The sequence below is a fragment of the Streptomyces sp. 3-6 genome (assembly GCF_056323165.1).
The window spans coordinates 17,469-37,854 of the sequence record NZ_JBWHZP010000014.1 but is presented as its reverse complement, the minus strand read 5'-3'; the positions used below and the strand labels follow the sequence as shown (position 1 = coordinate 37,854).

General features: G+C 73.2%; 18 protein-coding genes. 9 read left to right on the top strand and 9 right to left on the bottom strand.

Annotated elements, in window-relative coordinates; genetic code table 11:
• The first annotated feature begins 543 nt into the window (after positions 1–543).
• From AC02VZ_RS18760 to AC02VZ_RS18740, 5 genes are all read left to right on the top strand, one after another.
• Positions 544–1,188, top strand: a complete 645-nt coding sequence (locus AC02VZ_RS18760) for a hypothetical protein (protein WP_476475979.1) — start codon at positions 544–546, stop codon at positions 1,186–1,188.
• A gap of 63 nt (positions 1,189–1,251) precedes the next feature.
• A complete protein-coding gene (locus AC02VZ_RS18755; RefSeq protein WP_432054465.1) occupies positions 1,252–1,431 on the top strand; it encodes a hypothetical protein in 180 nt (59 codons plus the stop codon).
• A 315-nt stretch (positions 1,432–1,746) separates the two neighbouring features.
• A complete protein-coding gene (locus AC02VZ_RS18750) occupies positions 1,747–2,235 on the top strand; it encodes a BlaI/MecI/CopY family transcriptional regulator (RefSeq protein WP_476475978.1) in 489 nt (162 codons plus the stop codon).
• 9 nt (positions 2,236–2,244) lie between these two features.
• Entirely contained in the window at positions 2,245–2,793 is a 549-nt protein-coding gene (locus AC02VZ_RS18745) for an amino-acid N-acetyltransferase (RefSeq protein ID WP_432054464.1), read from the top strand.
• A gap of 281 nt (positions 2,794–3,074) precedes the next feature.
• Positions 3,075–3,410: a histone-like nucleoid-structuring protein Lsr2 gene (locus tag AC02VZ_RS18740; protein ID WP_362098639.1), complete on the top strand. Its 336-nt coding sequence runs from the start codon at positions 3,075–3,077 to the stop codon at positions 3,408–3,410.
• Between the two features lie 70 nt (positions 3,411–3,480).
• On the opposite strand, the gene AC02VZ_RS18735 is transcribed toward AC02VZ_RS18740, so the two are convergent.
• Positions 3,481–4,113 carry an SCO3374 family protein gene (locus tag AC02VZ_RS18735; RefSeq protein WP_432054596.1) on the bottom strand — a complete coding sequence of 211 codons (633 nt, stop codon included), beginning with the start codon at positions 4,111–4,113 and terminating at the stop codon, positions 3,481–3,483.
• Positions 4,114–4,545: 432 nt separating this feature from the next.
• Between AC02VZ_RS18735 and AC02VZ_RS18730 the strand changes: the two genes are divergently transcribed.
• Positions 4,546–7,071 carry an ATP-dependent Clp protease ATP-binding subunit gene (locus AC02VZ_RS18730; protein ID WP_432054463.1) on the top strand — a complete coding sequence of 842 codons (2,526 nt, stop codon included), beginning with the start codon at positions 4,546–4,548 and terminating at the stop codon, positions 7,069–7,071.
• Between the two features lie 97 nt (positions 7,072–7,168).
• Here the strand turns inward: AC02VZ_RS18730 and AC02VZ_RS18725 are convergent, their stop codons facing one another.
• Entirely contained in the window at positions 7,169–7,825 is a 657-nt protein-coding gene (locus tag AC02VZ_RS18725) for an HAD family acid phosphatase (RefSeq protein ID WP_476475911.1), read from the bottom strand.
• Positions 7,826–8,267: 442 nt separating this feature from the next.
• On the opposite strand from AC02VZ_RS18725, the gene AC02VZ_RS18720 reads away from it, so the two are divergent.
• A complete protein-coding gene (locus AC02VZ_RS18720) occupies positions 8,268–8,870 on the top strand; it encodes a M23 family metallopeptidase (RefSeq protein WP_476475910.1) in 603 nt (200 codons plus the stop codon).
• Between the two features lie 78 nt (positions 8,871–8,948).
• Here the strand turns inward: AC02VZ_RS18720 and cseC are convergent, their stop codons facing one another.
• From cseC to AC02VZ_RS18695, 5 genes are all read right to left on the bottom strand, one after another.
• A complete protein-coding gene (gene cseC / locus AC02VZ_RS18715) occupies positions 8,949–10,457 on the bottom strand; it encodes a two-component system sensor histidine kinase CseC (RefSeq protein ID WP_432058620.1) in 1,509 nt (502 codons plus the stop codon).
• A complete protein-coding gene (gene cseB / locus AC02VZ_RS18710; protein WP_432058600.1) occupies positions 10,346–11,038 on the bottom strand; it encodes a two-component system response regulator CseB in 693 nt (230 codons plus the stop codon). Before cseB ends, cseC begins: the two co-directional genes overlap by 112 nt.
• A gap of 136 nt (positions 11,039–11,174) precedes the next feature.
• Positions 11,175–11,822 carry a hypothetical protein gene (locus AC02VZ_RS18705; RefSeq protein ID WP_432058601.1) on the bottom strand — a complete coding sequence of 216 codons (648 nt, stop codon included), beginning with the start codon at positions 11,820–11,822 and terminating at the stop codon, positions 11,175–11,177.
• Positions 11,810–12,349 (bottom strand): SigE family RNA polymerase sigma factor, encoded by a 540-nt coding sequence (locus AC02VZ_RS18700; protein ID WP_432058602.1) that lies wholly within the window; start codon positions 12,347–12,349, stop codon positions 11,810–11,812. Before AC02VZ_RS18700 ends, AC02VZ_RS18705 begins: the two co-directional genes overlap by 13 nt.
• Before the next feature lie 632 nt (positions 12,350–12,981).
• Positions 12,982–13,917, bottom strand: coding sequence for an HhH-GPD family protein (locus tag AC02VZ_RS18695; protein WP_432058603.1), 936 nt, complete (start codon positions 13,915–13,917; stop codon positions 12,982–12,984).
• Between the two features lie 244 nt (positions 13,918–14,161).
• Between AC02VZ_RS18695 and AC02VZ_RS18690 the strand changes: the two genes are divergently transcribed.
• A complete protein-coding gene (locus AC02VZ_RS18690; protein ID WP_432058604.1) occupies positions 14,162–14,992 on the top strand; it encodes a hypothetical protein in 831 nt (276 codons plus the stop codon).
• 406 nt (positions 14,993–15,398) lie between these two features.
• Here the strand turns inward: AC02VZ_RS18690 and disA are convergent, their stop codons facing one another.
• Positions 15,399–16,523, bottom strand: a complete 1,125-nt coding sequence (gene disA, locus AC02VZ_RS18685) for a DNA integrity scanning diadenylate cyclase DisA (protein WP_362102332.1) — start codon at positions 16,521–16,523, stop codon at positions 15,399–15,401.
• A 70-nt stretch (positions 16,524–16,593) separates the two neighbouring features.
• A complete protein-coding gene (radA, locus tag AC02VZ_RS18680; RefSeq protein ID WP_362102329.1) occupies positions 16,594–18,003 on the bottom strand; it encodes a DNA repair protein RadA in 1,410 nt (469 codons plus the stop codon).
• A gap of 516 nt (positions 18,004–18,519) precedes the next feature.
• Here radA and AC02VZ_RS18675 point away from each other — a divergent pair.
• On the top strand, positions 18,520–20,280 hold the full coding sequence (locus AC02VZ_RS18675; protein ID WP_432058605.1) for a BACON domain-containing protein: 1,761 nt from the start codon (positions 18,520–18,522) through the stop codon (positions 20,278–20,280).
• Positions 20,281–20,386 lie beyond the last annotated feature (106 nt).

Genomic DNA, 20,386 nt, shown 5'->3' with positions numbered 1-20,386 from the left:
AGGCCGGGGGCCCGGTGAACGGTGACCGGTGCCGTCAGGCACCTGGGCGGACGTGGGCGGCACCGACGGGGCTCCGCGCACCGGCCGGCTCCGACGGGCCTCCACGCACCCGGCGGCTCCGACAGGGCTCCGCGCACCCGGCGGCTCCGACAGGGCTCCGCGCACCCGGCGGCTCCGACAGGGCTCCGCGCACCGGGACCCCTGCCGGGTCTCCCCGACGTCCCGGCTCCGCCCCGCACCCCCGTGCCCCCGACTCCGCCGCGCAGCAGGCGGGTGCCCGGCCCCGGCCGCCCCGCCGGCCGTACTCCCTGGGCCTCCCGCCGCCCGTGCCCCGTGGGCCGACCGCCGCCCGTTGCCCCCGTGGGCGGGCCGCCGCCCCGTCGACCCTCCCCGTGAGCAGTCTTCGCCGCCGTCCGGGACCCGTCGGCGGCCCTCAGCGCCACCCGAGTGGGTCCCGGACGCCACACCCATCCGCTATGCGTTGTTTGTCTGATTAGCGCGTATCGTCGCCGCATGCCCACGCCCTACGGATCCCGCGGCGGTCTGGCGTTCGGTGCGGAGGAGCTGCGTGTGCTCCGCCGTGCCCTCGCCCTCGCCCTGCACCCAGCGTCCGCCTCGGCCGACGACGTCCAGGACTGCCTCCGCCTCGCCGAGGCGGTCGACGAGGCGACGAGGGAGGTCGCCCGGCTGCGGGCCTTCCTCGTGGCCGACCTCGGCCGCTACCGCGCCGCCCTGCCCGGCACGGCCGCCGGGTACCTCACCCTCCTGGAGGAGGCGCTGGGCGCCGGCTACCGTCCCGTCCCGGACGACCTCGCCGCCCTGCGCGCGCTGCGCGGCAGCCCCGTCGCCGCCGCCCTGCTGGAGCACTGCCGGATGCTCGCGGAGCAGGACGTCCGCGCCCGGCTGGCCGGCCGGCCCGTCCAGCCGGCCGCCGGCAGGCTCCCGACGGTGCCCGCCTCCCGGACCCGGCTGCTCGCCCTGCCGGGCGGCCAGGCGGCCGAGGAACAGCCCGGCAGGGGCCATCCTGAGAAGACCCCGGGGCGAACCCCGGCGCCCCGGCCGAAACCCGCCCCGGCGCCCGGCCCCGCCACCCCGAAGCCGTCCCGCCCCATCCCCACCCCGGGCGAGGTCTTCCCCCGCCGCAAGCCCGTCCCGCCCCCGGCGGGGCGGCGGCTCGCGGCCGGCTGACCCGGTGACCCGCCGGGGGAACCCGGGCCCGGTGATCCACCGTCCGCTGGCTACTCTGGAGCCATGGACTACGTTGCCGCGCTGCTGCCCCCGGCCGTCATGGCCGCCCTCTTCATCGGCGTGATCCGGGTGATCGTGAAGACCCAGGGCGGCGCCAACAAGGCCAAGGAGGACGCCGCCGTGGACGCGGCCCTCGCCCGGGCCGAGGGCGCCCGTCAGCCCTCCCGCACGACCGAGGGCTGACGCACGGACACCCTCCGGGCCGCAAGGGCCCGGACCACCTCCTGAACCCGGGCCCGCCGCCGGTCCGGCCCCGTCCAGGACGCCGGCCGTCACGGCTCCGGCCCCGCGGCCGGCAGGAAGGGCGTACGGCTCCCCGGAGCGGCACCCCCCTTCGTGCCGGCCGTTCTGCTGTCGATCTGCTGCCGTTCCGCTGCCGTGCTGCCGCCCTTTTGCTCCGGTTTCCCGGCGAAGGAGCACGTCGGCACGCCATTGTCCGGATCTCCCACTATTGTTCTGGCTGTGCCTCGCCCCTTGGGAGAACTCGAAGACGCGGTCATGACGCGGGTGTGGAAGTGGAACCGCCCGGTGACCGTCCGGGAAGTCCTGGAAGACCTCCAGAAGGAGCGGTCCATCGCGTACACCACCGTGATGACCGTGCTCGACAATCTCCACCAGAAGGGCTGGGTACGACGCGAGGCGGAAGGCCGGGCCTATCGATATGAGGCCGTCTCCAACCGGGCCGCCTACGCCGCCGCGCTGATGAACGAGGCCTGGTCGCAGAGCGACAACCCGGCGGCGGCTCTCGTCGCCTTCTTCGGGATGATGAGCGAGGAACAGCGCCAGGCGCTCACGGACGCGGTCCGTATCCTCCGGATCCCGGATACCGCGGAACAGCCCGGAAGTACCGGACCCGCCCCCGCGGAACCCCGGGAAGGGGACCCCGCGGAACGCGAAGGGACGGAAGCCGAACCCCCCGGGCCCCCGGCCGCCGGGACGGCCGGGAACGAGAACCCCGACTCCGCCGGGGACGGTCCCGGGCGATAACGTCCGTCCATGTCAGCAGACAGCCCGGATGGTCCAGAAGTGACCGCGACCGTTAAAGCCATCACCGTCCGCCGAGCCCGCACCGGCGATGTGCCGGCCGTGCGCGCTCTCCTCGACGCCTACGTGCGCGGGGGCATCCTGCTCGACAAAGCGACGGTGACCCTTTACGAGGACATCCAGGAGTTCTGGGTGGCCGAACGGGACGACAACGCCGAAGTCGTCGGCTGCGGGGCGTTGCACGTGATGTGGGAGGACCTCGCCGAAGTCCGCACGCTCGCGGTCAAGCCCGGACTGAAGGGCGCCGGCGTCGGACACCACGTGCTGGAGAAGTTGCTGCAGACCGCCCGCTGGCTCGGTGTTCGCCGGGTTTTCTGTCTGACCTTCGAAGTCGAGTTCTTCGGCAAGCACGGCTTCGTCGAGATCGGTGAGACGCCTGTGGACGCCGATGTGTACGCCGAGCTGCTGCGTTCCTATGACGAGGGCGTCGCGGAGTTCCTGGGTCTCGAACGAGTGAAACCGAACACCCTGGGCAACAGCCGGATGCTTCTGCATCTGTGATCGTCACCGATTCCCGGTCCACTGTTCCCCGTTCCCGTTCCCGCACCCCGTTCCGCCGCCCTTCCGATCAGCGGCCGGGACCGTCTTCGGCCGGTGCCCTATGTCCGAAACGCGCATGTTTCCGGGCCGGGGGAGGGCGGTCGGTCCGCGCCAGGGGTTTGTGTTTTTTCGCCAAAAGCGGTTTGCTTTCCGATGTACTGCAGTACTGCATATAACAAGGGGCGGCGATACGGCGGACGCCGACTCACCGGACCCTCACGTTATCGATGAAAGGAATTACGGTGGCACAGAAGGTTCAGGTCCTTCTTGTCGACGACCTCGACGGCGTCGAAGCGGACGAGACGGTGACGTTCGCGCTGGACGGCAAGACGTACGAGATCGATCTCACCACCGCCAATGCGGACAAGCTCCGCGGCCTTCTCGAGCCCTACGTGAAGGGCGGCCGGCGCACCGGTGGCCGTGCTTCCGGCGGGCGCGGAAAGTCCCGCGCGTCCTCCGGTGGGAGCCAGGACACCGCGGCCATCCGCGCGTGGGCGAAGGAGAACGGCTACGAGGTCAACGACCGCGGCCGTGTTCCCGCGTCCATCCGCGAGGCGTACGAAAAGGCCAACGGCTGACGTCGGGTTCGGCGGGGTCCGCACTCCTCCCCGGTTTCTCACGGGCCCCGGAGAGGAAGTCGGGGGGCTTTCAGGGGACCCGCGGGGACCCGGCGGTTCCGGCGCACGCGCGCCGCAGCCGGACGCGGTGGCACTGGGTGGCCACCGTGTTCACCAGTCGCGCCAGATCGACGGAGCGGCGACGGCCCCCCATCGCCGACAGCGTCGGCAGCGAGGACTCCACCTCGCGTCCCGGCTCGGGGGGCCGCAGCCAGACGGCGGCCCCCGGCGACGTCTCGCGGTCCGGACAGGCTCGCGGGGCACCGGACGGGCGGTGGCCCGGCGGGGGCGGCGCGTCCATCAGGGCACCGGCGCCGATCGCGGCCAGGTCGAGCGGCAGGCCGCCCCACTCCAGCCAGTCCAGCAGCCCTGGCAGCTCCTGCGCGCTGCCCGCGGCGACCAGCAGCCGCAGCCGGCCGCCCTGGGCGGCCACCGGGAACGCCGGGGCGTCGCCCGCCCGGCCGAAGTGCGCCAGGGCCGCGTGCCCCGCCTCGGCCGGCATGTCGAGCACGTCGAAGCGCACGCCCACGACCAGACGGGGCCGGGGGCCGGGCGCGGTGGGCCAGCCCAGCTCGTTCTCGTACCAGTGCCGGATCCTCTCGCCGGACCCGAGCGGCCGGCGGGGCCCGGGCAGTCCCACCCCGGTGGAGACGGTGACGACCATGTAGCGGGCAACGGCACGAGCGGCCCCGAGGTTACGCACGGTGCGCATCCGGATGCGGGGAGTGGCCGATTCGGTGGCCTACGGGGGAGGGAGGCGGCGCAACGTTGTTCGCCCGTAGCGGAGGGATCCCGTGTACGCGGCATGGACGGTCCGTCGCAGCGGGTAAGACATCCCTAGTGGGAGAGGGCGACACGCAGAACGGGACGCCTTCCGTTCGCCACGGGCGTACTGGCGATGGGGGTAACTGCCTGGCCTGCGGGAACATCGTCTCGCACCATCGGGTTGGAGCAGATGTCGGAACGTTCGGGGTCAGGAGGCCATCGACGGTGACGGCAGTTGGAATGAGCGGTCCCCGCTTGCGGGACTAAGCTGCGGAAGGACAGGGAGGGGAAGTTCCCCCCACTGCCTGACCGCTCTGAGGAGCGATTAACGATGTTCGAGAGGTTCACCGACCGCGCGCGGCGGGTTGTCGTCCTGGCTCAGGAAGAAGCCCGGATGCTCAACCACAACTACATCGGCACCGAGCACATCCTCCTGGGCCTGATCCACGAGGGTGAGGGTGTCGCCGCCAAGGCCCTTGAGAGCCTCGGGATTTCGCTCGAGGCGGTCCGCCAGCAGGTGGAGGAGATCATCGGCCAGGGCCAGCAGGCCCCGTCCGGGCACATCCCCTTCACCCCCCGTGCCAAGAAGGTCCTGGAGCTGTCGCTCCGCGAGGCCCTTCAGCTGGGCCACAACTACATCGGCACGGAGCACATCCTGCTCGGCCTGATCCGTGAGGGCGAGGGCGTCGCCGCCCAGGTCCTGGTCAAGCTGGGTGCAGACCTCAACCGGGTGCGGCAGCAGGTGATCCAGCTGCTCTCCGGTTACCAGGGCAAGGAGACCGCCACCGCCGGCGGTCCTGCGGAGGGCACGCCTTCCACGTCCCTGGTCCTCGACCAGTTCGGCCGGAACCTCACCCAGGCCGCTCGTGAGTCCAAGCTCGACCCGGTCATCGGGCGCGAGAAGGAGATCGAGCGGGTCATGCAGGTGCTGTCCCGCCGTACCAAGAACAACCCGGTGCTGATCGGTGAGCCCGGCGTCGGCAAGACCGCCGTCGTCGAGGGCCTCGCGCAGGCCATCGTCAAGGGCGAGGTGCCCGAGACCCTCAAGGACAAGCACCTCTACACCCTGGACCTCGGCGCGCTGGTGGCCGGCTCCCGCTACCGCGGTGACTTCGAGGAGCGCCTGAAGAAGGTGCTCAAGGAGATCCGCACCCGGGGCGACATCATCCTGTTCATCGACGAGCTGCACACGCTGGTCGGCGCCGGCGCGGCCGAGGGCGCCATCGACGCGGCCTCCATCCTGAAGCCGATGCTGGCCCGCGGCGAGCTGCAGACCATCGGTGCGACCACGCTGGACGAGTACCGCAAGCACCTGGAGAAGGACGCGGCCCTGGAGCGCCGCTTCCAGCCCATCCAGGTCGCCGAGCCGTCGCTGCCGCACACGATCGAGATCCTCAAGGGCCTGCGCGACCGGTACGAGGCGCACCACCGCGTCTCCATCACCGACGAGGCGCTGGTCCAGGCCGCCACCCTGGCCGACCGGTACATCTCGGACCGCTTCCTGCCGGACAAGGCGATCGACCTGATCGACGAGGCCGGTTCCCGGATGCGCATCCGCCGGATGACCGCGCCGCCGGACCTGCGCGAGTTCGACGAGAAGATCGCCGGTGTCCGCCGCGACAAGGAGTCCGCGATCGACTCGCAGGACTTCGAGAAGGCCGCCTCCCTGCGGGACAAGGAGAAGCAGCTCCTGGCCGCCAAGGCCAAGCGGGAGAAGGAGTGGAAGGCCGGCGACATGGACGTCGTCGCCGAGGTCGACGGCGACCTGATCGCCGAGGTCCTCGCCACGGCGACCGGCATCCCGGTCTTCAAGCTGACCGAGGAGGAGTCGTCCCGCCTGCTGCGCATGGAGGACGAGCTCCACAAGCGGGTCATCGGCCAGGTCGACGCCGTCAAGGCGCTGTCCAAGGCGATCCGCCGTACGCGCGCCGGTCTGAAGGACCCCAAGCGTCCGGGTGGCTCGTTCATCTTCGCCGGTCCGTCCGGTGTCGGTAAGACGGAGCTGTCCAAGGCGCTCGCGGAGTTCCTCTTCGGTGACGAGGACGCGCTGATCTCCCTCGACATGTCGGAGTTCAGCGAGAAGCACACGGTCTCCCGCCTCTTCGGTTCGCCCCCCGGCTACGTGGGCTACGAGGAGGGCGGCCAGCTGACGGAGAAGGTGCGGCGCAAGCCGTTCTCGGTGGTCCTCTTCGACGAGGTCGAGAAGGCCCACCCGGACATCTTCAACTCGCTGCTGCAGATCCTGGAGGACGGTCGCCTGACCGACTCCCAGGGCCGGGTCGTGGACTTCAAGAACACGGTCATCATCATGACGACCAACCTCGGCACGCGGGACATCTCCAAGGGCTTCAACCTGGGCTTCGCCGCCCAGGGCGACACGAAGACCAACTACGAGCGCATGAAGAACAAGGTCTCGGACGAGCTCAAGCAGCACTTCCGGCCCGAGTTCCTCAACCGTGTCGACGACGTGGTGGTCTTCCCGCAGCTGACGCAGGACGACATCCTGAAGATCGTCGACCTGATGATCACCAAGGTGGACGAGCGCCTGAAGGACCGGGACATGGGCATCGAGCTCTCTCCGTCCGCGAAGGAGCTGCTGTCCAAGAAGGGCTACGACCCCGTGCTGGGCGCCCGGCCGCTGCGCCGGACCATCCAGCGCGAGATCGAGGACTCGCTGTCGGAGAAGATCCTCTTCGGCGAGCTGCGTCCCGGTCACATCGTGGTCGTGGACACCGAGGGCGAGGGCGAGTCGCAGACCTTCACCTTCCGCGGCGAGGAGAAGTCGGCGCTGCCCGACGTCCCGCCGATCGAGCAGGCGGCCGGCGGCACCGGCCCGAACCTGAGCAAGGACGCCTAGCGCCCGCGCTCGGCGGCGACGCGACACAGGGGTCGGCCCCGGGACTTCCCGTCCCGGGGCCGACCCCTGTGCGTCGTCCGGCGGCGCTCCGCGCGGATCAGGACAGCTGACCGCCGTAGTCGGGCAGCTTGAAGGTCTTCTCGGCGTGGCCGCCGGAGAGGTCGGTGGCGCTGTTGCCGATGTTGGCGATGATCGTGTAGCCCTTCGCCTCGATGGCGACGCGCTGGGCGGTCTTGTAGTCGGCGACGTTCTTGAACAGGTCGAGGAACCCGCGGACGTGCAGTCCGGAGGACTCGTAGCCGGCGTGGTCGAGGTTGAAGGCGGTCGGCGCCCAGATGATGCCCGGGCGGGCCGTCACGAAGAACAGGTCGACGCCGCGCTCCTCCGCGTACTGGGCGACCTCCAGGACGGGCCGGTTGGCGGGCTGCGGGAAGCTGAAGCCGAAGTCGGTCTCCAGCGCGGTGTTGTCGATGTCGAGGACGAGGGCCTGCTTCTCGCCCGGCCGGGTGTTGTCGATCCGTTGCTTCAGATAGGGCAGGGCCTGGTCCATGACCTCCTGGCAGTCCCGCTGCCAGGTGTCGTAGTCGACGTCCGCCGCTGCTGTCGCCGTGGCCGCTGTGGCGGTCACTGCGGCCGTCGGGGCGGCGGGTGCGGCGGGGGCGGTGGCCTGGGCCGGGGTGGCCAGGGCCACCAGGGCGGCCGCGGAGACGGCGGTCACCGATACGCGGCGCAACCAGGGGCGTCGGCTTCTCATGTCGTGGGGGGTCCTCTCACGTCCGTGACGCTGCCAACATGTCGTGTGCATGCTCGTGTGCGAGGGTGACGCGAGGTGAACCGTAGGGTTACCGCACGGTAAGTGCCTAGAGGCGTGCGCCACATTTGTGAAATGGCGCGAGAGGGCCCTCGGTGACATGCCGCACAAGGGGCGAGACCGGTACGAGGCGGAATAGTAGCCGGCGAAGGAATTCAAAACAGACAATTAGTGCATTGTCGGGGTGGATCATCCGGAAACGCGGCTTTCGCCCCGCGAGACCCCCTCCGTCAAGAGATGTGGGGCACACGCCCGATCTACGGCCTGTCGTCGTAGGTCACACCTTTGCGGCTTTTGGTCGGGGGCGGTTACCAAGGAACGGCCACCACGGCGCGGTCCTGTGCACCGGGTGGTTCTCCTCTGTCCCCACCCCGTGAGGTTTTCGATGTCCCAGCGCGTCACGTCCCGTTCCTTCCGTCCGGCCCGCACCCGTACCCGCGCCGCCGTCCTGGTCGCCGGTTTCGGTGCCTCGGTCGCCCTGGGAGCCGGAGTCGCGACCGCCGCCGACACCACGACGACCGGTGTCACCGGCACGGCCCAGGCCCAGCAGGCCGCGAAGAAGAAGGCCGCGTCCTGGGTCGACCCGGTGAAGAAGTACAAGCTGTCGGCCAGCTTCGCCGCGAACGGCGGCATGTGGGCCTCCAAGCACAGCGGCCAGGACTACGCCATCCCCACCGGCACCCCGGTCGTCGCCACCCACGGCGGCACCGTCGTCAAGGCCGGCCCCAACGGCGCCGGCGACGGCCCCGCCTACGGCAACGCCATCGTCATCAAGCACGGCAGCAAGACCTACTCCCAGTACGCCCACCTGTCGACGGTGAACGTCAAGGTCGGCCAGGTCGTCAAGACCGGCCAGAAGATCGCCCTGTCCGGCAACACCGGCAACTCCAGCGGACCCCACCTGCACTTCGAGATCCGCACCACCCCGAACTACGGCTCCGCCGTCGACCCGGTCAAGTTCCTCCGCGCCAAGGGCGTGAAGTTCTGACCGACCGCAGCTGACCGCGGGGACGGCCCGGGAGCCCGACGGACGGCCCCCGGGCCGTACCCGCGGGCGGTCCTCCCGCTACCCCGGGAGGGCCGGGCGGGCCGCCGAGGGCGCGCGGTCCCGGTCCGGCAGCACCGGATGGCTGCCCGTGCTGGTCGGGGCGTGCTCCGGAAGCCACAGCACGCACACCGCTCCCTCCGCCGGCACGCCGTCCGCGGCACCCGGCGGGCGGACGTTGCGGAAGGTCAGCCGGGCGCCCAGCACGCGGGCCTGGCCGGCCGCGATGGTCAGGCCCAGGCCGTGTCCCCGGCCGGCCCGGTCCTTGCTGCCGGTGCGGAAGCGGCTCGGCCCCTCGGCGAGCAGGTGCTCCGGGAAGCCCGGCCCGTGGTCGCGGACCCGGACGACCCGGCCCTCCACGGTGACCTCGATCGGCGGCCTGCCGTGCCGGGCGGCGTTCGCCAGCAGGTTGAACAGCACCCGCTCCAGGCGGCGCGGGTCGGTGGTGACCTCCGACTCGTGCACCACCCGCACGGTGACGTCCGGGGCCTTGGCCGCGACCCGCCGGGCGACGAACTCGCCCAGCATGATGTCCTGCAGCTCCGCCCGCTCCGAGGCGCCGTCCAGCCGCGCCACCTCCAGGACGTCCTCGACCAGGGTGCGCATCGCCTTCGCCCGGTCCAGCACCAGCTCGGTGGGCCGGCCGGGGGGCAGCAGCTCCGCCGCGGTCAGCAGCCCCGTCACCGGGGTGCGCAGCTCGTGCGCGATGTCCGCGGTGACCCGCCGCTCCGCCTCCAGCCGCTGCCGCAGCGCGTCCGCCATGGCGTCCACGGCGCTGGCCAGGTCGTCGGTCTCGTCCCGTACGACCCCGCCGATGGCCTCCCGCACCCGTACGTCCGTCTCGCCGGTGGCGACCCGGTGGGCGGCGGCGGCCGCCTTCCGCAGCCGGCGCGAGAGCTGGCCCCCGATGAGCACCCCGAGCGCGCTCCCGCCCAGGACGACCGCGATGGACCCGATCAGCAGGGCCTGGTCGAGATCCTTGAGGATGTCCGAACTGCGGTCGGTGAACCCCGAGTGCAGGGACATCACCTGCCCGTTCTTCAGCGGCACGGCCGCCCAGATGTCCGGCGTGCCGTCGGGCCGGTTGGCGACGTAGGTGGCCCGCCGGCCCTCCGCCACCTTCTGCCGCAGCTCCTGGGGCAGGTTCGGGTCGTCGATCCGGGTGTTGGGGAAGTTCAGCCGCCCGGACAGCTCGTAGTTGCGCTGCGCCACGGTGATCCGCTCGTCGGCCAGGTCGCGGGCGTTGTCGAGCATCGACACCCGGGCGGCGTTGTGCACCACCAGACTCAGCACCACCGCGACCAGCGCCCCGACCAGCGCGATCGCCGCGCTGAGCTTCCAGCGCAGACCGGTCCGCAGGGCCGCCCGGTCCCGCGACGCGGCCGTCGGCCGCCGGAAGTACCGCCGCATGATCCCGCTCAGGCCTTCAGTTTGTAGCCGAAGCCGCGGACGGTCTCGATCCGGTCCTGCCCGATCTTCGTCCGCAGCCGCTGCACGTGCACGTCCACGACCCGGGTGTCGCCGCCCCAGCCGTACTCCCACACGCGTTCCAGCAGCTTGTCGCGGGAGAGCACGGTGCCGGGCGCCGAGGAGAACTCCAGCAGCAGCCGCATCTCGGTCGGCGTCAGCGCCACCGGGTCCCCGGCCCTGCGCACCTCCATGCCCTCCGTGTCGATCTCCAGTTCGCCGAAGGCCAGCACTCCGCCGTCGGCGGACTCCGTCTCCGCCCGGCCGCCGGCCCGGTCGAAGCGGCGCAGCACCGCGCGGATCCGGGCGACCAGCACGGCACCGTCGAACGGCTTGGTCACGTAGTCGTCGGCGCCCGCCTCCAGCCCCAGCACCACGTCGATGGCGTCGGCCCGCGCCGACACCATGATCACCGGCACCATCGACTCGTCCCGGATGCGCCGGCACAGGCTGACCCCGTCGAGGCCGGGCAGCATCACGTCGAGGAGCGCGATGTCGGGCCGGTCGGCGCGGAACGCCTCCAGGCCGGACAGCCCGTCGGGCATCGCGGTGACCGCGAAGCCGTCCCGCTCCAGGGCGAGCTGGGTGGCTTCGCGGATGACGTCGTCGTCCTCGACGAACAGCACGTGGGTCTGGTCTGCCATCCCGGTTCTCTCAGCTCTCGTGTGGTGGCGGGGGCGGCGCGCGCGGGTCCCCCTTGGGCTGACGCGCGGACCGCGTTCCTGGTTCACCCATACATCGGCTGCGACGGTCCCGCGGTTCACTCCCGTGAGCCGCGTCTCACTCCTCGGGCGCCGGTGTCGGCTCCCCGCCGGCCACCCGGCCGTAGTCGTTGTGCGTGCGGAACTCCTCGACGAACCGGTCCCCGGACCAGCGGTAGGTGATCACGTTCTCGCCGGACGGGCTCGACACCGGGTCGCCCGGGTCGTACACCTGGTTGGTCACCACCAGGTCCCCGCGGTCCAGCTCCGCGTACACCGGCGGCTTCTCGGCCGCGAAGACGTTCCGGTAGGAGCCGGAACCCTCGTCCCGGTACACGTACGAGCCGACCCCCACCGCGTCCCCGCAGGTCAGCACGTTGACGACGATGTCGTCGGCGGTGCCTCCGGTCAGGCGTCCGTAACTCACGTCGACGGGGTACTCGTCGGCGACGCACGGCTTCAGTTCCCGCTTGACCTCCGCGGAGACCTCCGGGTCGCCCTGCACCAGCCGCACCGGGTCGACCCGGTCCTCCGGCGCCCGGTCGGGCAGCTCGGCGGTCGGTGACACGGTCGTGTACCCGCTCGCCGGGCCCTCGTCGCGGGCACCGGTGCCGCCGGTGCCGCACCCGGCCGCACCAAGGGCGAGGGCGGCGACCACGACCGTCGTCGTGCCCGCCGCCCGGGTGGTCCGGGCCGTTCTCGGCCCCGAACCGGTCAGGCCGCGCAACGCTCCCGCTCCTCACGCTCCAGCGCGCGTGCGTCCAGATCGCGCGACTCCAGCTCCTCACGGAGCCGGGCCAGCGCCCGGTGCAGCGTGCTCTTGACCGTTCCGGCCGACATGCCGAGGGCGGCGGCCGTCTCCTCCGTGGACATCTGCTCCCAGTGTCGCAGCACCACCACGCTGCGCTGCTTGGGGGCGAGGATCCTCATGACGTCCATCAGCAGGGCGCGGTCGGCGTGCTGCTCGGTGGCGTCGTCGACGCCGGATTCCGGGAGCTGCTCGGTCGGCACCTCCTCCAGCCGGCGGGCGCGCCACCACTCGGTCCTGGTGTTGATCATGACGCGGCGCAGGTAGGCGTCGGCCAGCCGCTTGTCGGCGATGCCGTCCCAGCGGCCGTACGTCCGGGCGAGGGCGGTCTGCAGCAGGTCCTGGGCGTCCACCGGGTCCGGCACCAGTCGGCGGGCGCTGCGCAGCAGCGCGTCCTGCCGGGTGCGGACGTACTCCTCGAAGTCGAGCACCTCTCCGTGCGCCATGTGAACCGCCTCCGCTTCCCCGTCCCGGCGCGCCCCGTGCGCACCGGCCTCGCTGCCCGTGGTCCGTCGTCGTGTCCTGGCGGACCACGCGAACGAACGTACGGACGCGGTGTCACGGCACTGTGCGAAGCAGCCTGCGGACACCCCTCGGCTGTCCGTCGGTTGTGTAACGGACGGCGAAACCGGGCGAAGCGGATGGGGGTATGGGGCACTTCGCCGGAGTTGACCGTCGGGGTGCCTGTCATGTGTGGGGGCGGCCGGGGCTGGACGGGCGGGAAAGGCTGGAGGTGTTGGAAGGGGCTGGAGGGGCTGGAGGGTGCGAGGGGGCAAGCCCTGAAGGGGTGAGGGGCCGGCGGGGCGCGGTGAGGCGGGGGCGTGTCGCCGGTCGCTCAGCGGGGCCGCTCGACCGGGGCACTCCACGGGGCGGTCCACCGGGGCACTCCGCCGGGGTGCGTGTGTGGTGGCGCCCGGGGGTGGTGCGGGGGCCGGCGGTACCGAGGCCGGTGTGCGTGGTGCGCGGCGGTGCGTGGTGAGCGGTGGTGCGCCGCTGCCGGGGGAGTGCCGTCACGGGGCGGGGGCGCGTGCGGGTGTCACGCGCCCTGCCGCGCGCCTCCCGGACCGGGTCGGTCGGGTCAGGTGAGGGGGAGGCGGTACAGGCCGCCCGGCAGGGGTTCCACCAGGCCGTCGGCGACGAGCCCGTCCAGGGCGCGGGCGCGCTGCACCGGTTCGTGCCAGACCCGGTCCAGGGCCGCCTGGGGCACCGGGGCGTGCGCCTCCCGCAGGACCGCGAGCAGCCGGCCGCGGACCTGCCGGTCCGTGCCCGCGTACGTCTGCCCGCGGCGCGGCGGACCCTCGTGCGCCGGCTTGCCCGCCTGCCGCCAGGCGCAGAGCGCGGCGATCGGGCAGCGGTGGCACGACTCGTTCTTCGCCGTGCACACCAGCGCGCCCAGCTCCATGGAGGCGGCGGCCCACCGCGCGGCGGTGGTCTCGTCCTCGGGCAGCAACTCGCGGGCGAGCCGGCGTTCGGCGGCGGTGGTGGCGTTCGGCGGGTACTGCACACCGGTCACCGCGCGGGCGAACACCCGGCGGACGTTGGTGTCCAGCACCGCGTGCCGCTGCCCGTAGGCGAACGACGCGACGGCGGCGGCCGTGTACTCGCCGATGCCGGGCAGGGCCAGCAGTTGGGCGTGGTCGGCCGGCACGTCGCCGCCGTGGCGTTCGGTTATGGCGACGGCGGCGCCGTGCAGGCGCAGGGCGCGGCGCGGGTAGCCGAGCCGGCCCCAGGCGCGGACGGCCTCGCCCGGGGCTTCCGCGGCGAGGTCGGCGGGGCGCGGCCAGCGGGCCAGCCACTGTTCGTAGACGGGCAGGACCCGGTTCACCGGGGTCTGCTGGAGCATGAACTCACTGACCATCACTCCCCAGGCGCCGGCCTCGGGGCGGCGCCAGGGCAGGTCGCGGGCGTGCTCGTCGAACCAGTCGATGACGGGGGAGTGCAGCGGCTCTCCGGGAGCGCGCTCGGACGCGGGATCGGCGGTGCCGCCGTGCGGGGGCTTCGTGGGAGCAGTCATGGCCCTTCGATCCTGCCACGGCGGGCCCCGCCTCCGGGTGGACCGCCACGGTGGTGACCGGGCGACCCTCCCTCACGCAGGGTGAGGGGTCCGCGCCATCCGTCGCACTGCGTGACCGGGCCGGTCGTCACGGGGCGAAGGCGGGGCTGACGAGGGGGTTTCCGGGATGATGATCCGGAAAAGTTGTCGCTCCGAGCGGCGGGTGGGGCCGGTGAACGCGCCGATCTCTCGTATGGTTTGCGCCGTGGGATCTTTGCGCAATCCGGTCGGGCCGCTTCCCTCCTCCATCTACTGGCGACGGAGGGCCGTACTGCTGTCCGTACTGGCCTTGTTGGCGTTGGCGATCACCTGGGTGGTCACGACGGGCGGCGGGGGCGGCAACGACCACGACAACGGTGCCAACGGCAAGAACCCCGCGCCCTCCATCACGCCCGGGCCGTCGAGTTCGGGGCCGGCGATCAGTCAGGCGCCGGGCGGCCGGGACGAGACCGGTGACGAGAACTCCGGTGGCGCGTCGTCCGGTACGGGCGACGACGGGGCCAACGGCGACCCGGGGGACGGCGGATCGTCGGACGGCGGCGCCGGGGGCGACGCGGGCGGCGGCTCCGGAGGCGGGACGTCCGCCGGGGTGGGCGCGGGCGACGCGCTGCCGGCCGGAGGCGGGTCGGGTCTGCCCGACTGCACCGCGAGCGCCGTGAAGTTCAGCCTGCGCAGCGCCCGCAACACCTACGAGCCGGGACAGAAGCCGGCGTTCCTGCTGACCGCGCGCAACGTCTCCGGCAAGGACTGCAAGGTCGATCTCGGCCCCGAGAACGCCGTGTTGACGGTGACTCAGGCGGGCGAGGACGACGCCTACTGGGCGTCGGACCACTGCCCCAAGGGCGCCCGGAGCCTGCTGTTCCGGGTGCCGGCGGGCGACAGCATCACGTACAAGGTGACGTGGGACCGAAAGCCGAGCGCCGCCGAGTGCGCCACGCCGCCGGCCGGTTCGGCCGGGGCGGGCACGTACCTGGTGGAGGCGAAGGCACCCGGCTTCGCGAAGGTGCAGACGTCGTTCGTGCTGGAACGCGACTGAGCCCTCCCGGCGGCGACGGGGCGCGCGCGGCCCGGTCGGCGGGCGACCGCGGGCGCCCGTGACGGGGGGTGCGGTGCGCGGTGGCCGGTGCCGGCCGCCGGGCTGACGGGCCGGTCGCCGGGCTGACGGGCCGGTCGACGAACGCGGGCGAGCGGGCGGGGCGAGCGGTTGGGGCGGCCGGACGGGGAAGATGGCCGGCCGGCGGTGGCGGCCGGGTGCCGAGGGCGGCCGGGTGGGCGGGGTGCCCGCCGGCCCGCTGGGCGACGTGGTGACCGACACACGGTGATGCCCGGCACAGGGCGGTGACCGCGGCCCCTCCGGGCCCCGAGGTGTCCGCGTCCGGGTGTGCGCGTCCGGGTGTGCGCGTCCGGGTGTGCGCGGCCGGATGCCCGCGTCCCGTCGGGTGTCAGACGTACCGTTCGAGGATCGAGCTCTCGGCCAGGCGCGACAGGCCCTCACGGACGCTGCGGGCGCGCGCCTCGCCGACGCCGTCCACCGTCTGCAGGTCGTCCACGCTGGCGGCGAGCAGCTTCTGCAGGCCGCCGAAGTGCTCCACCAGGCGGTCGATGATGGCGCCGGGCAGCCTCGGCACCTTGGCCAGCAGACGGAAGCCGCGCGGGGACACCGCCGAGTCCAGCGTCTCGGGGGAGCCGGTGTAGCCGAGGGCGCGGGCCACGGTCGACAGCTCCAGCAGCTCGGCGTGGGTGAGCACGTTGAGCTCGTGCAGGGCCTCGTCGACGGTGCGGGAGCGCTTGGCCGTGGGCTCGGGGACGTAGTCCCGCACGACGAGTTCGCGCTCCGGCTCCACGCCCGCGATCAACTCGTCGAGCTGGAGGGCGAGGAGACGGCCGTCGGTGCCCAGTTCGACCACGTACTCGGCGATCTCGGTGGCGATGCGGCGCACCATCTCCAAGCGCTGCGCGACCGCCGAGACGTCCCGCACGGTCACCAGGTCCTCGATCTCCAGCGCGGAGAGCGTGCCCGCGACCTCGTCGAGGCGGAGCTTGTACCGCTCCAAAGTGGCCAGGGCCTGGTTGGCGCGGGACAGGATCGCCGCGGAGTCCTCCAGGACCCGGCGGTGGCCGTCGACGTAGAGGGCGATGAGCCGCATCGACTGCGAGACGGAGACCACGGGGAAGCCGACCTGCTTGGAGACCCGGTCGGCGGTGCGGTGCCGGGTGCCGGTCTCCTCCGTCGGGATCGTGGGGTCCGGCACCAGCTGGACGCCCGCCCGCAGGATCTTCGTCAGGTCGGACGACAGCACGATGCCGCCGTCCAGCTTGCACAGCTCCCGCAGGCGCGTCGCCGTGAACTCGACGTCCAGGACGAAGCCGCCGCTGCACAGCGTCTCGACGGTCTTGTCCGAGCCGAGCACGATGAGCCCGCCGGTGTTGCCGCGGAGCACGCGCTCCAGTCCGTCCCGCAGGGCGGTGCCGGGTGCCACGGCGCTCAGTGAGGCGCGCATCAGGCCCTCCGAACCGGCACTCCCACCGGACTTTCCGGGAGCTGCTGCCCGGTCGTTGGCTGCCACTGCACTCCTCCGGTCGCAGGTTCCTGGGCGCCCCCGCGGTTCGTACGGACGGGCGAGACCTGGGCAAAGTCTACCGGCGGTCCTCGTCCTCCCGGGGGGCCTCTCGGCGACGGGAACGGGGAAGGACCCGCAGGGCGTCCCCTATGTCCGCGACTTCCAGAACCTTCATTCCCGAGGGGATCCGTCCCGGATCGCCCGGTACCAGCGCGTGCGTGAAGCCCAGCCGGTGCGCCTCGGCGAGCCTGCGCTGCACCCCCGTGACCCGTCGCACCTCGCCCGCCAGGCCGACCTCGCCGATCGCCACGAGGTTCTTCGGCAACGGGGTGTCGCTGGCCGCCGACGCCAGGGCCAGCGCCACGGCCAGATCGGCGGCCGGCTCGGTGAGCTTCACCCCGCCGACCGTCGCGGAGTAGATGTCCCGCTTGCCCAAGGCGCTGATCCGGCCGCGCTGTTCCAGGACCGCCAGCATCATCGAGACGCGGGAGGTCTCCAGGCCGGAGGTGGTGCGCCGGGGGGACGGGATCTGCGAGTCGACCGTGAGCGCCTGCACTTCGGCGACCAGGGGGCGCCGGCCCTCCAGGGTGACGGTCAGGCAGGTGCCGGGGACCGGTTCGTCACGACGGGTCAGGAAAAGTCCGCTGGGGTCCGCGAGGCCCGTGATGCCCTCGTCGTGCAGCTCGAAGCAGCCGACCTCGTCGGTGGTGCCGTAGCGGTTCTTCACGCCCCGGACCAGACGCAGCCGCGCGTGCCGGTCGCCCTCGAAGTGCAGCACGACGTCCACCAGGTGTTCCAGCAGCCGGGGGCCCGCGATGGCGCCGTCCTTGGTGACGTGTCCCACCAGCAGCGTGGACATCCCGCGCTCCTTGGAGGCGCGGATCAGCGCCCCGGCCACCTCGCGGACCTGGGCCATGCCGCCGGGGGCGCCGTCGATCTCCGGGGAGGCGACCGTCTGTACCGAGTCCATGATCAGCAGGGACGGCTTCACCGCGTCCAAGTGCCCGAGCACGGCGGCCAGATCCGTCTCCGCCGCCAGGTACAGGTGGTCGTCGATCGCGTGGATCCGGTCGGCGCGCAGCCTGACCTGGCTCGCCGACTCCTCGCCCGTCACATAGAGCGTCCGGTGGTCCGCGCTCGCCGACTTCGCCGCCACGTCCAGCAGCAGGGTGGACTTGCCCACCCCCGGCTCACCCGCGACGAGCACCACGGCACCCGGCACCAGACCGCCGCCCAGCACCCGGTCCAGCTCCGGCACGCCGGTGGGGCGGGCCGTCGCCTGCCGCCCGTCGACCTGCCCGATGGGCAGCGCGGAGGTGGTGACCCGTCCGGGCGTCGTCGTACGGACGGCGGGGGTGCCGTACTCCTCGACCGTGCCCCAGGCCTGGCACTCCGGGCAGCGGCCGAGCCACTTGGCCGTCTGCCAGCCGCACTCGGTGCAGCGGTAGGACGGGCGGTCCTTGGTGGTCTTGGTACGGGCAGCCATGCGGAAACGGTATCCGGCCCCACTGACAGCGGAGACCCGGCCGGTACCGGCCGGCCGGAGGGGGCGCGGGCCCGCGGTGCCGGTCGGCTCGTCCGGTTCGGGAACCGGGGGCCGGTTCGGCTCGGCGGTTCGGTCCGGTGGCCCGGCTCGACAGACAGTCCGTTCCCGGCTCATCCGGTCGGGCCCGGTGGCCCGGCTCGGTCCGGCGGTCGGGGTTCCGGCCCGTGTCCCGGCTCGCGCACCCCGGCGCACGCGCCCCGGCGCAGGGGCCCGGATGCCCGGAGACGCACTGTCCGGACCCCGGCCGCCCGGACCGGGATGCTGTCGGCCGACCGGAGGAACGGCACCGGCCCGGCGCGGGGCGCGGGCGCCGTACCGGCGAGCGTCGGGCCTCCGCACCGGGCAGGCCCGTCGCGGAGGGGAGTGGTTCCCCGTTTGAGGGATCGTTTCACCCGTACGGATTAAAAGTGCGCAGGGCACCGGAAGGGGCCGTGCCGGGCCGCCTACGGTCGCCGAATGACGAGCAGTGGCCCGGACACCCCGACCCGCACGACCGGCGCACACCGGGCGCACCGGGAGGTGCGCGACCGCGGAGCCGCCCGCACCCTCGCGCAACGGCCCCCGCTGCGCGACGAGCCCTACCTCGACGGCCTGTTCACCTACTGCCTGTCCGTCCTGTGCGACCACGACGCGGCGACCGCCGCCGTCGCCGACGTGCTCGCCCTCGCGGAGCGCCGCGGCCGGAACATCCCGGACGCGATCGGCGACCGCCGCGCCTGGCTGTACGCGCTGGCCCGCTGGGCCTGCCTGCGCCGGCTGACCGAGGCCCGGCAGGAACGCCGGGCCACGCACGCCGCGGGCCGCGCGGACCGGCAGCGTGCCGCGCGCGGCGGCTCCGTCCCGGCCGTCTCCGAGGACGTGCAGGAGCAGCGGCGCCGTGAACTGGCCCTGCTGGCCTGGCCCGAGGCGGCCGGCACCAGCCCGGAGCAGCGCGAGGCCCTCGAACTGGCGGTGCGTCACCACCTGGCCGCCCACGAGGTCGCCGCCGTGCTCGGCATGGAACCGGTCACTGCGCGGGAGCTGCTCGCCTCCGCCGCGTGCGAGGTCGAGCGCACCCGTGCCGCGCTCGCCGTCGTGGAGGCCGGCGCCTGTTCCGGCGTGGCGCACCTGACCGGCGACCGGCGGGTGGTGCTGAGCACCGCGGTGCGCCGGGAACTCGTCCGCCACGTCGACGACTGTCCCCGCTGCCGGCGCACGGCGGAACGGGCCGTCCCCGGCCGTTGGCCCGGCACCAGCGTCACCCCCGACGCCCTCCCCGTGCTGCCCGCGCCCCGCGCGGCCCTGCGCACCGCCCTGGCGCACCACCCGCGCGGGCGCTCCGGGGCGCCCCGCTTCGACCGGCGGGGCTACCCGATGGACCCGAAGGACCTGGCCGCGCGGCGGGACCGGCTGCGGGCGCGGGCCGTCACCACGACCGTGGTCGCCACCGTGGTCGCGGCACCGGTGTTCGCCCTGTGGGCCGCCTACCGGGGGACCCCGGTCGGTGAGGGCGAGGACGGCCGGTCGGCGTCGGCGCGGGAGGCCGACGGCCCGGTGGACCTGGGGGGCGAGGGGCCCGGCGGGTACGAGAACGCGGGCAACGCCAGCACCCGGCCGGACAACCGCTTCGACAAGGACGGCCGGAGGACGTCCGACGTGTCGGTGGAGGTCGTCGGGGTCACGGGCGGCGACAGCAAGGGCGCCGCCTCCCTCGGCGTGACCGCCGGCCACAGCGGGGACACCACGTTCATCACCCTCACCGCGACCGGTTCCGCACCGGTGCGCTGGTCCGCGTCGACCGGCGCCCACTGGCTCTACCTGAGCCGGTCCGCGGGCACCCTGGAACCCGGGGAGTCGCTGACCGTCACGGTCCACGTCGACCACCTGCGCGAGCCGTCCGGCCCCTGGCAGGCGCGGATCGCGGTCGCGCCGGCCGGCGCCGTGGTGACCATCGACGGCTACGGCACCGCGCCCGGTCCGTCCCGTCCCGGGACTCCGCACCCCGGGCACCCGGGCAGCCCGGGCACACCGCATCCCGGCACCCCGAGCGGTCCGCCGCCCTCGTCCGGTCCGGACCCCACGCCGACCACCCCGGCGACCACCGAACCCACGCCGAGCGACCCGCCGCCGACCACCGGCCCGGACCCCTCGCCCGGCGACCCCACGCCCACGGAACCGTCCGACTCCCCGCCCCCGGGCGCCGGAGAGAGCGGGGACCCGAGTCCGTCGGCGTCCTGATCGAGAGCCGGAACGATCCGCCGTGCGGGGGGCGACCGCGCCCCGCACGACGCCGACCAGGGGCCCCGGGACCATGTCTGCTGGGCGCGCCCCGGGCGCGGCGCCA

Coding starts and splice junctions, on each gene's coding strand:
- radA (WP_362102329.1), bottom strand. CDS start 18,003: ATGGCTGCCCGTACCAAGACCACCAAGGACCGCCCGTCCTACCGCTGC.
- AC02VZ_RS18735 (WP_432054596.1), bottom strand. CDS start 4,113: ATGGTCGTCACCGTCTCCACCGGGGTGGGACTGCCCGGGCCCCGCCGG.
- AC02VZ_RS18695 (WP_432058603.1), bottom strand. CDS start 13,917: ATGACTGCTCCCACGAAGCCCCCGCACGGCGGCACCGCCGATCCCGCG.
- AC02VZ_RS18720 (WP_476475910.1), top strand. CDS start 8,268: ATGTCCCAGCGCGTCACGTCCCGTTCCTTCCGTCCGGCCCGCACCCGT.
- AC02VZ_RS18750 (WP_476475978.1), top strand. CDS start 1,747: ATGACGCGGGTGTGGAAGTGGAACCGCCCGGTGACCGTCCGGGAAGTC.
- AC02VZ_RS18725 (WP_476475911.1), bottom strand. CDS start 7,825: ATGAGAAGCCGACGCCCCTGGTTGCGCCGCGTATCGGTGACCGCCGTC.
- AC02VZ_RS18700 (WP_432058602.1), bottom strand. CDS start 12,349: ATGGCGCACGGAGAGGTGCTCGACTTCGAGGAGTACGTCCGCACCCGG.
- cseB (WP_432058600.1), bottom strand. CDS start 11,038: ATGGCAGACCAGACCCACGTGCTGTTCGTCGAGGACGACGACGTCATC.
- AC02VZ_RS18675 (WP_432058605.1), top strand. CDS start 18,520: ATGACGAGCAGTGGCCCGGACACCCCGACCCGCACGACCGGCGCACAC.
- AC02VZ_RS18730 (WP_432054463.1), top strand. CDS start 4,546: ATGTTCGAGAGGTTCACCGACCGCGCGCGGCGGGTTGTCGTCCTGGCT.
- AC02VZ_RS18745 (WP_432054464.1), top strand. CDS start 2,245: ATGTCAGCAGACAGCCCGGATGGTCCAGAAGTGACCGCGACCGTTAAA.
- AC02VZ_RS18755 (WP_432054465.1), top strand. CDS start 1,252: ATGGACTACGTTGCCGCGCTGCTGCCCCCGGCCGTCATGGCCGCCCTC.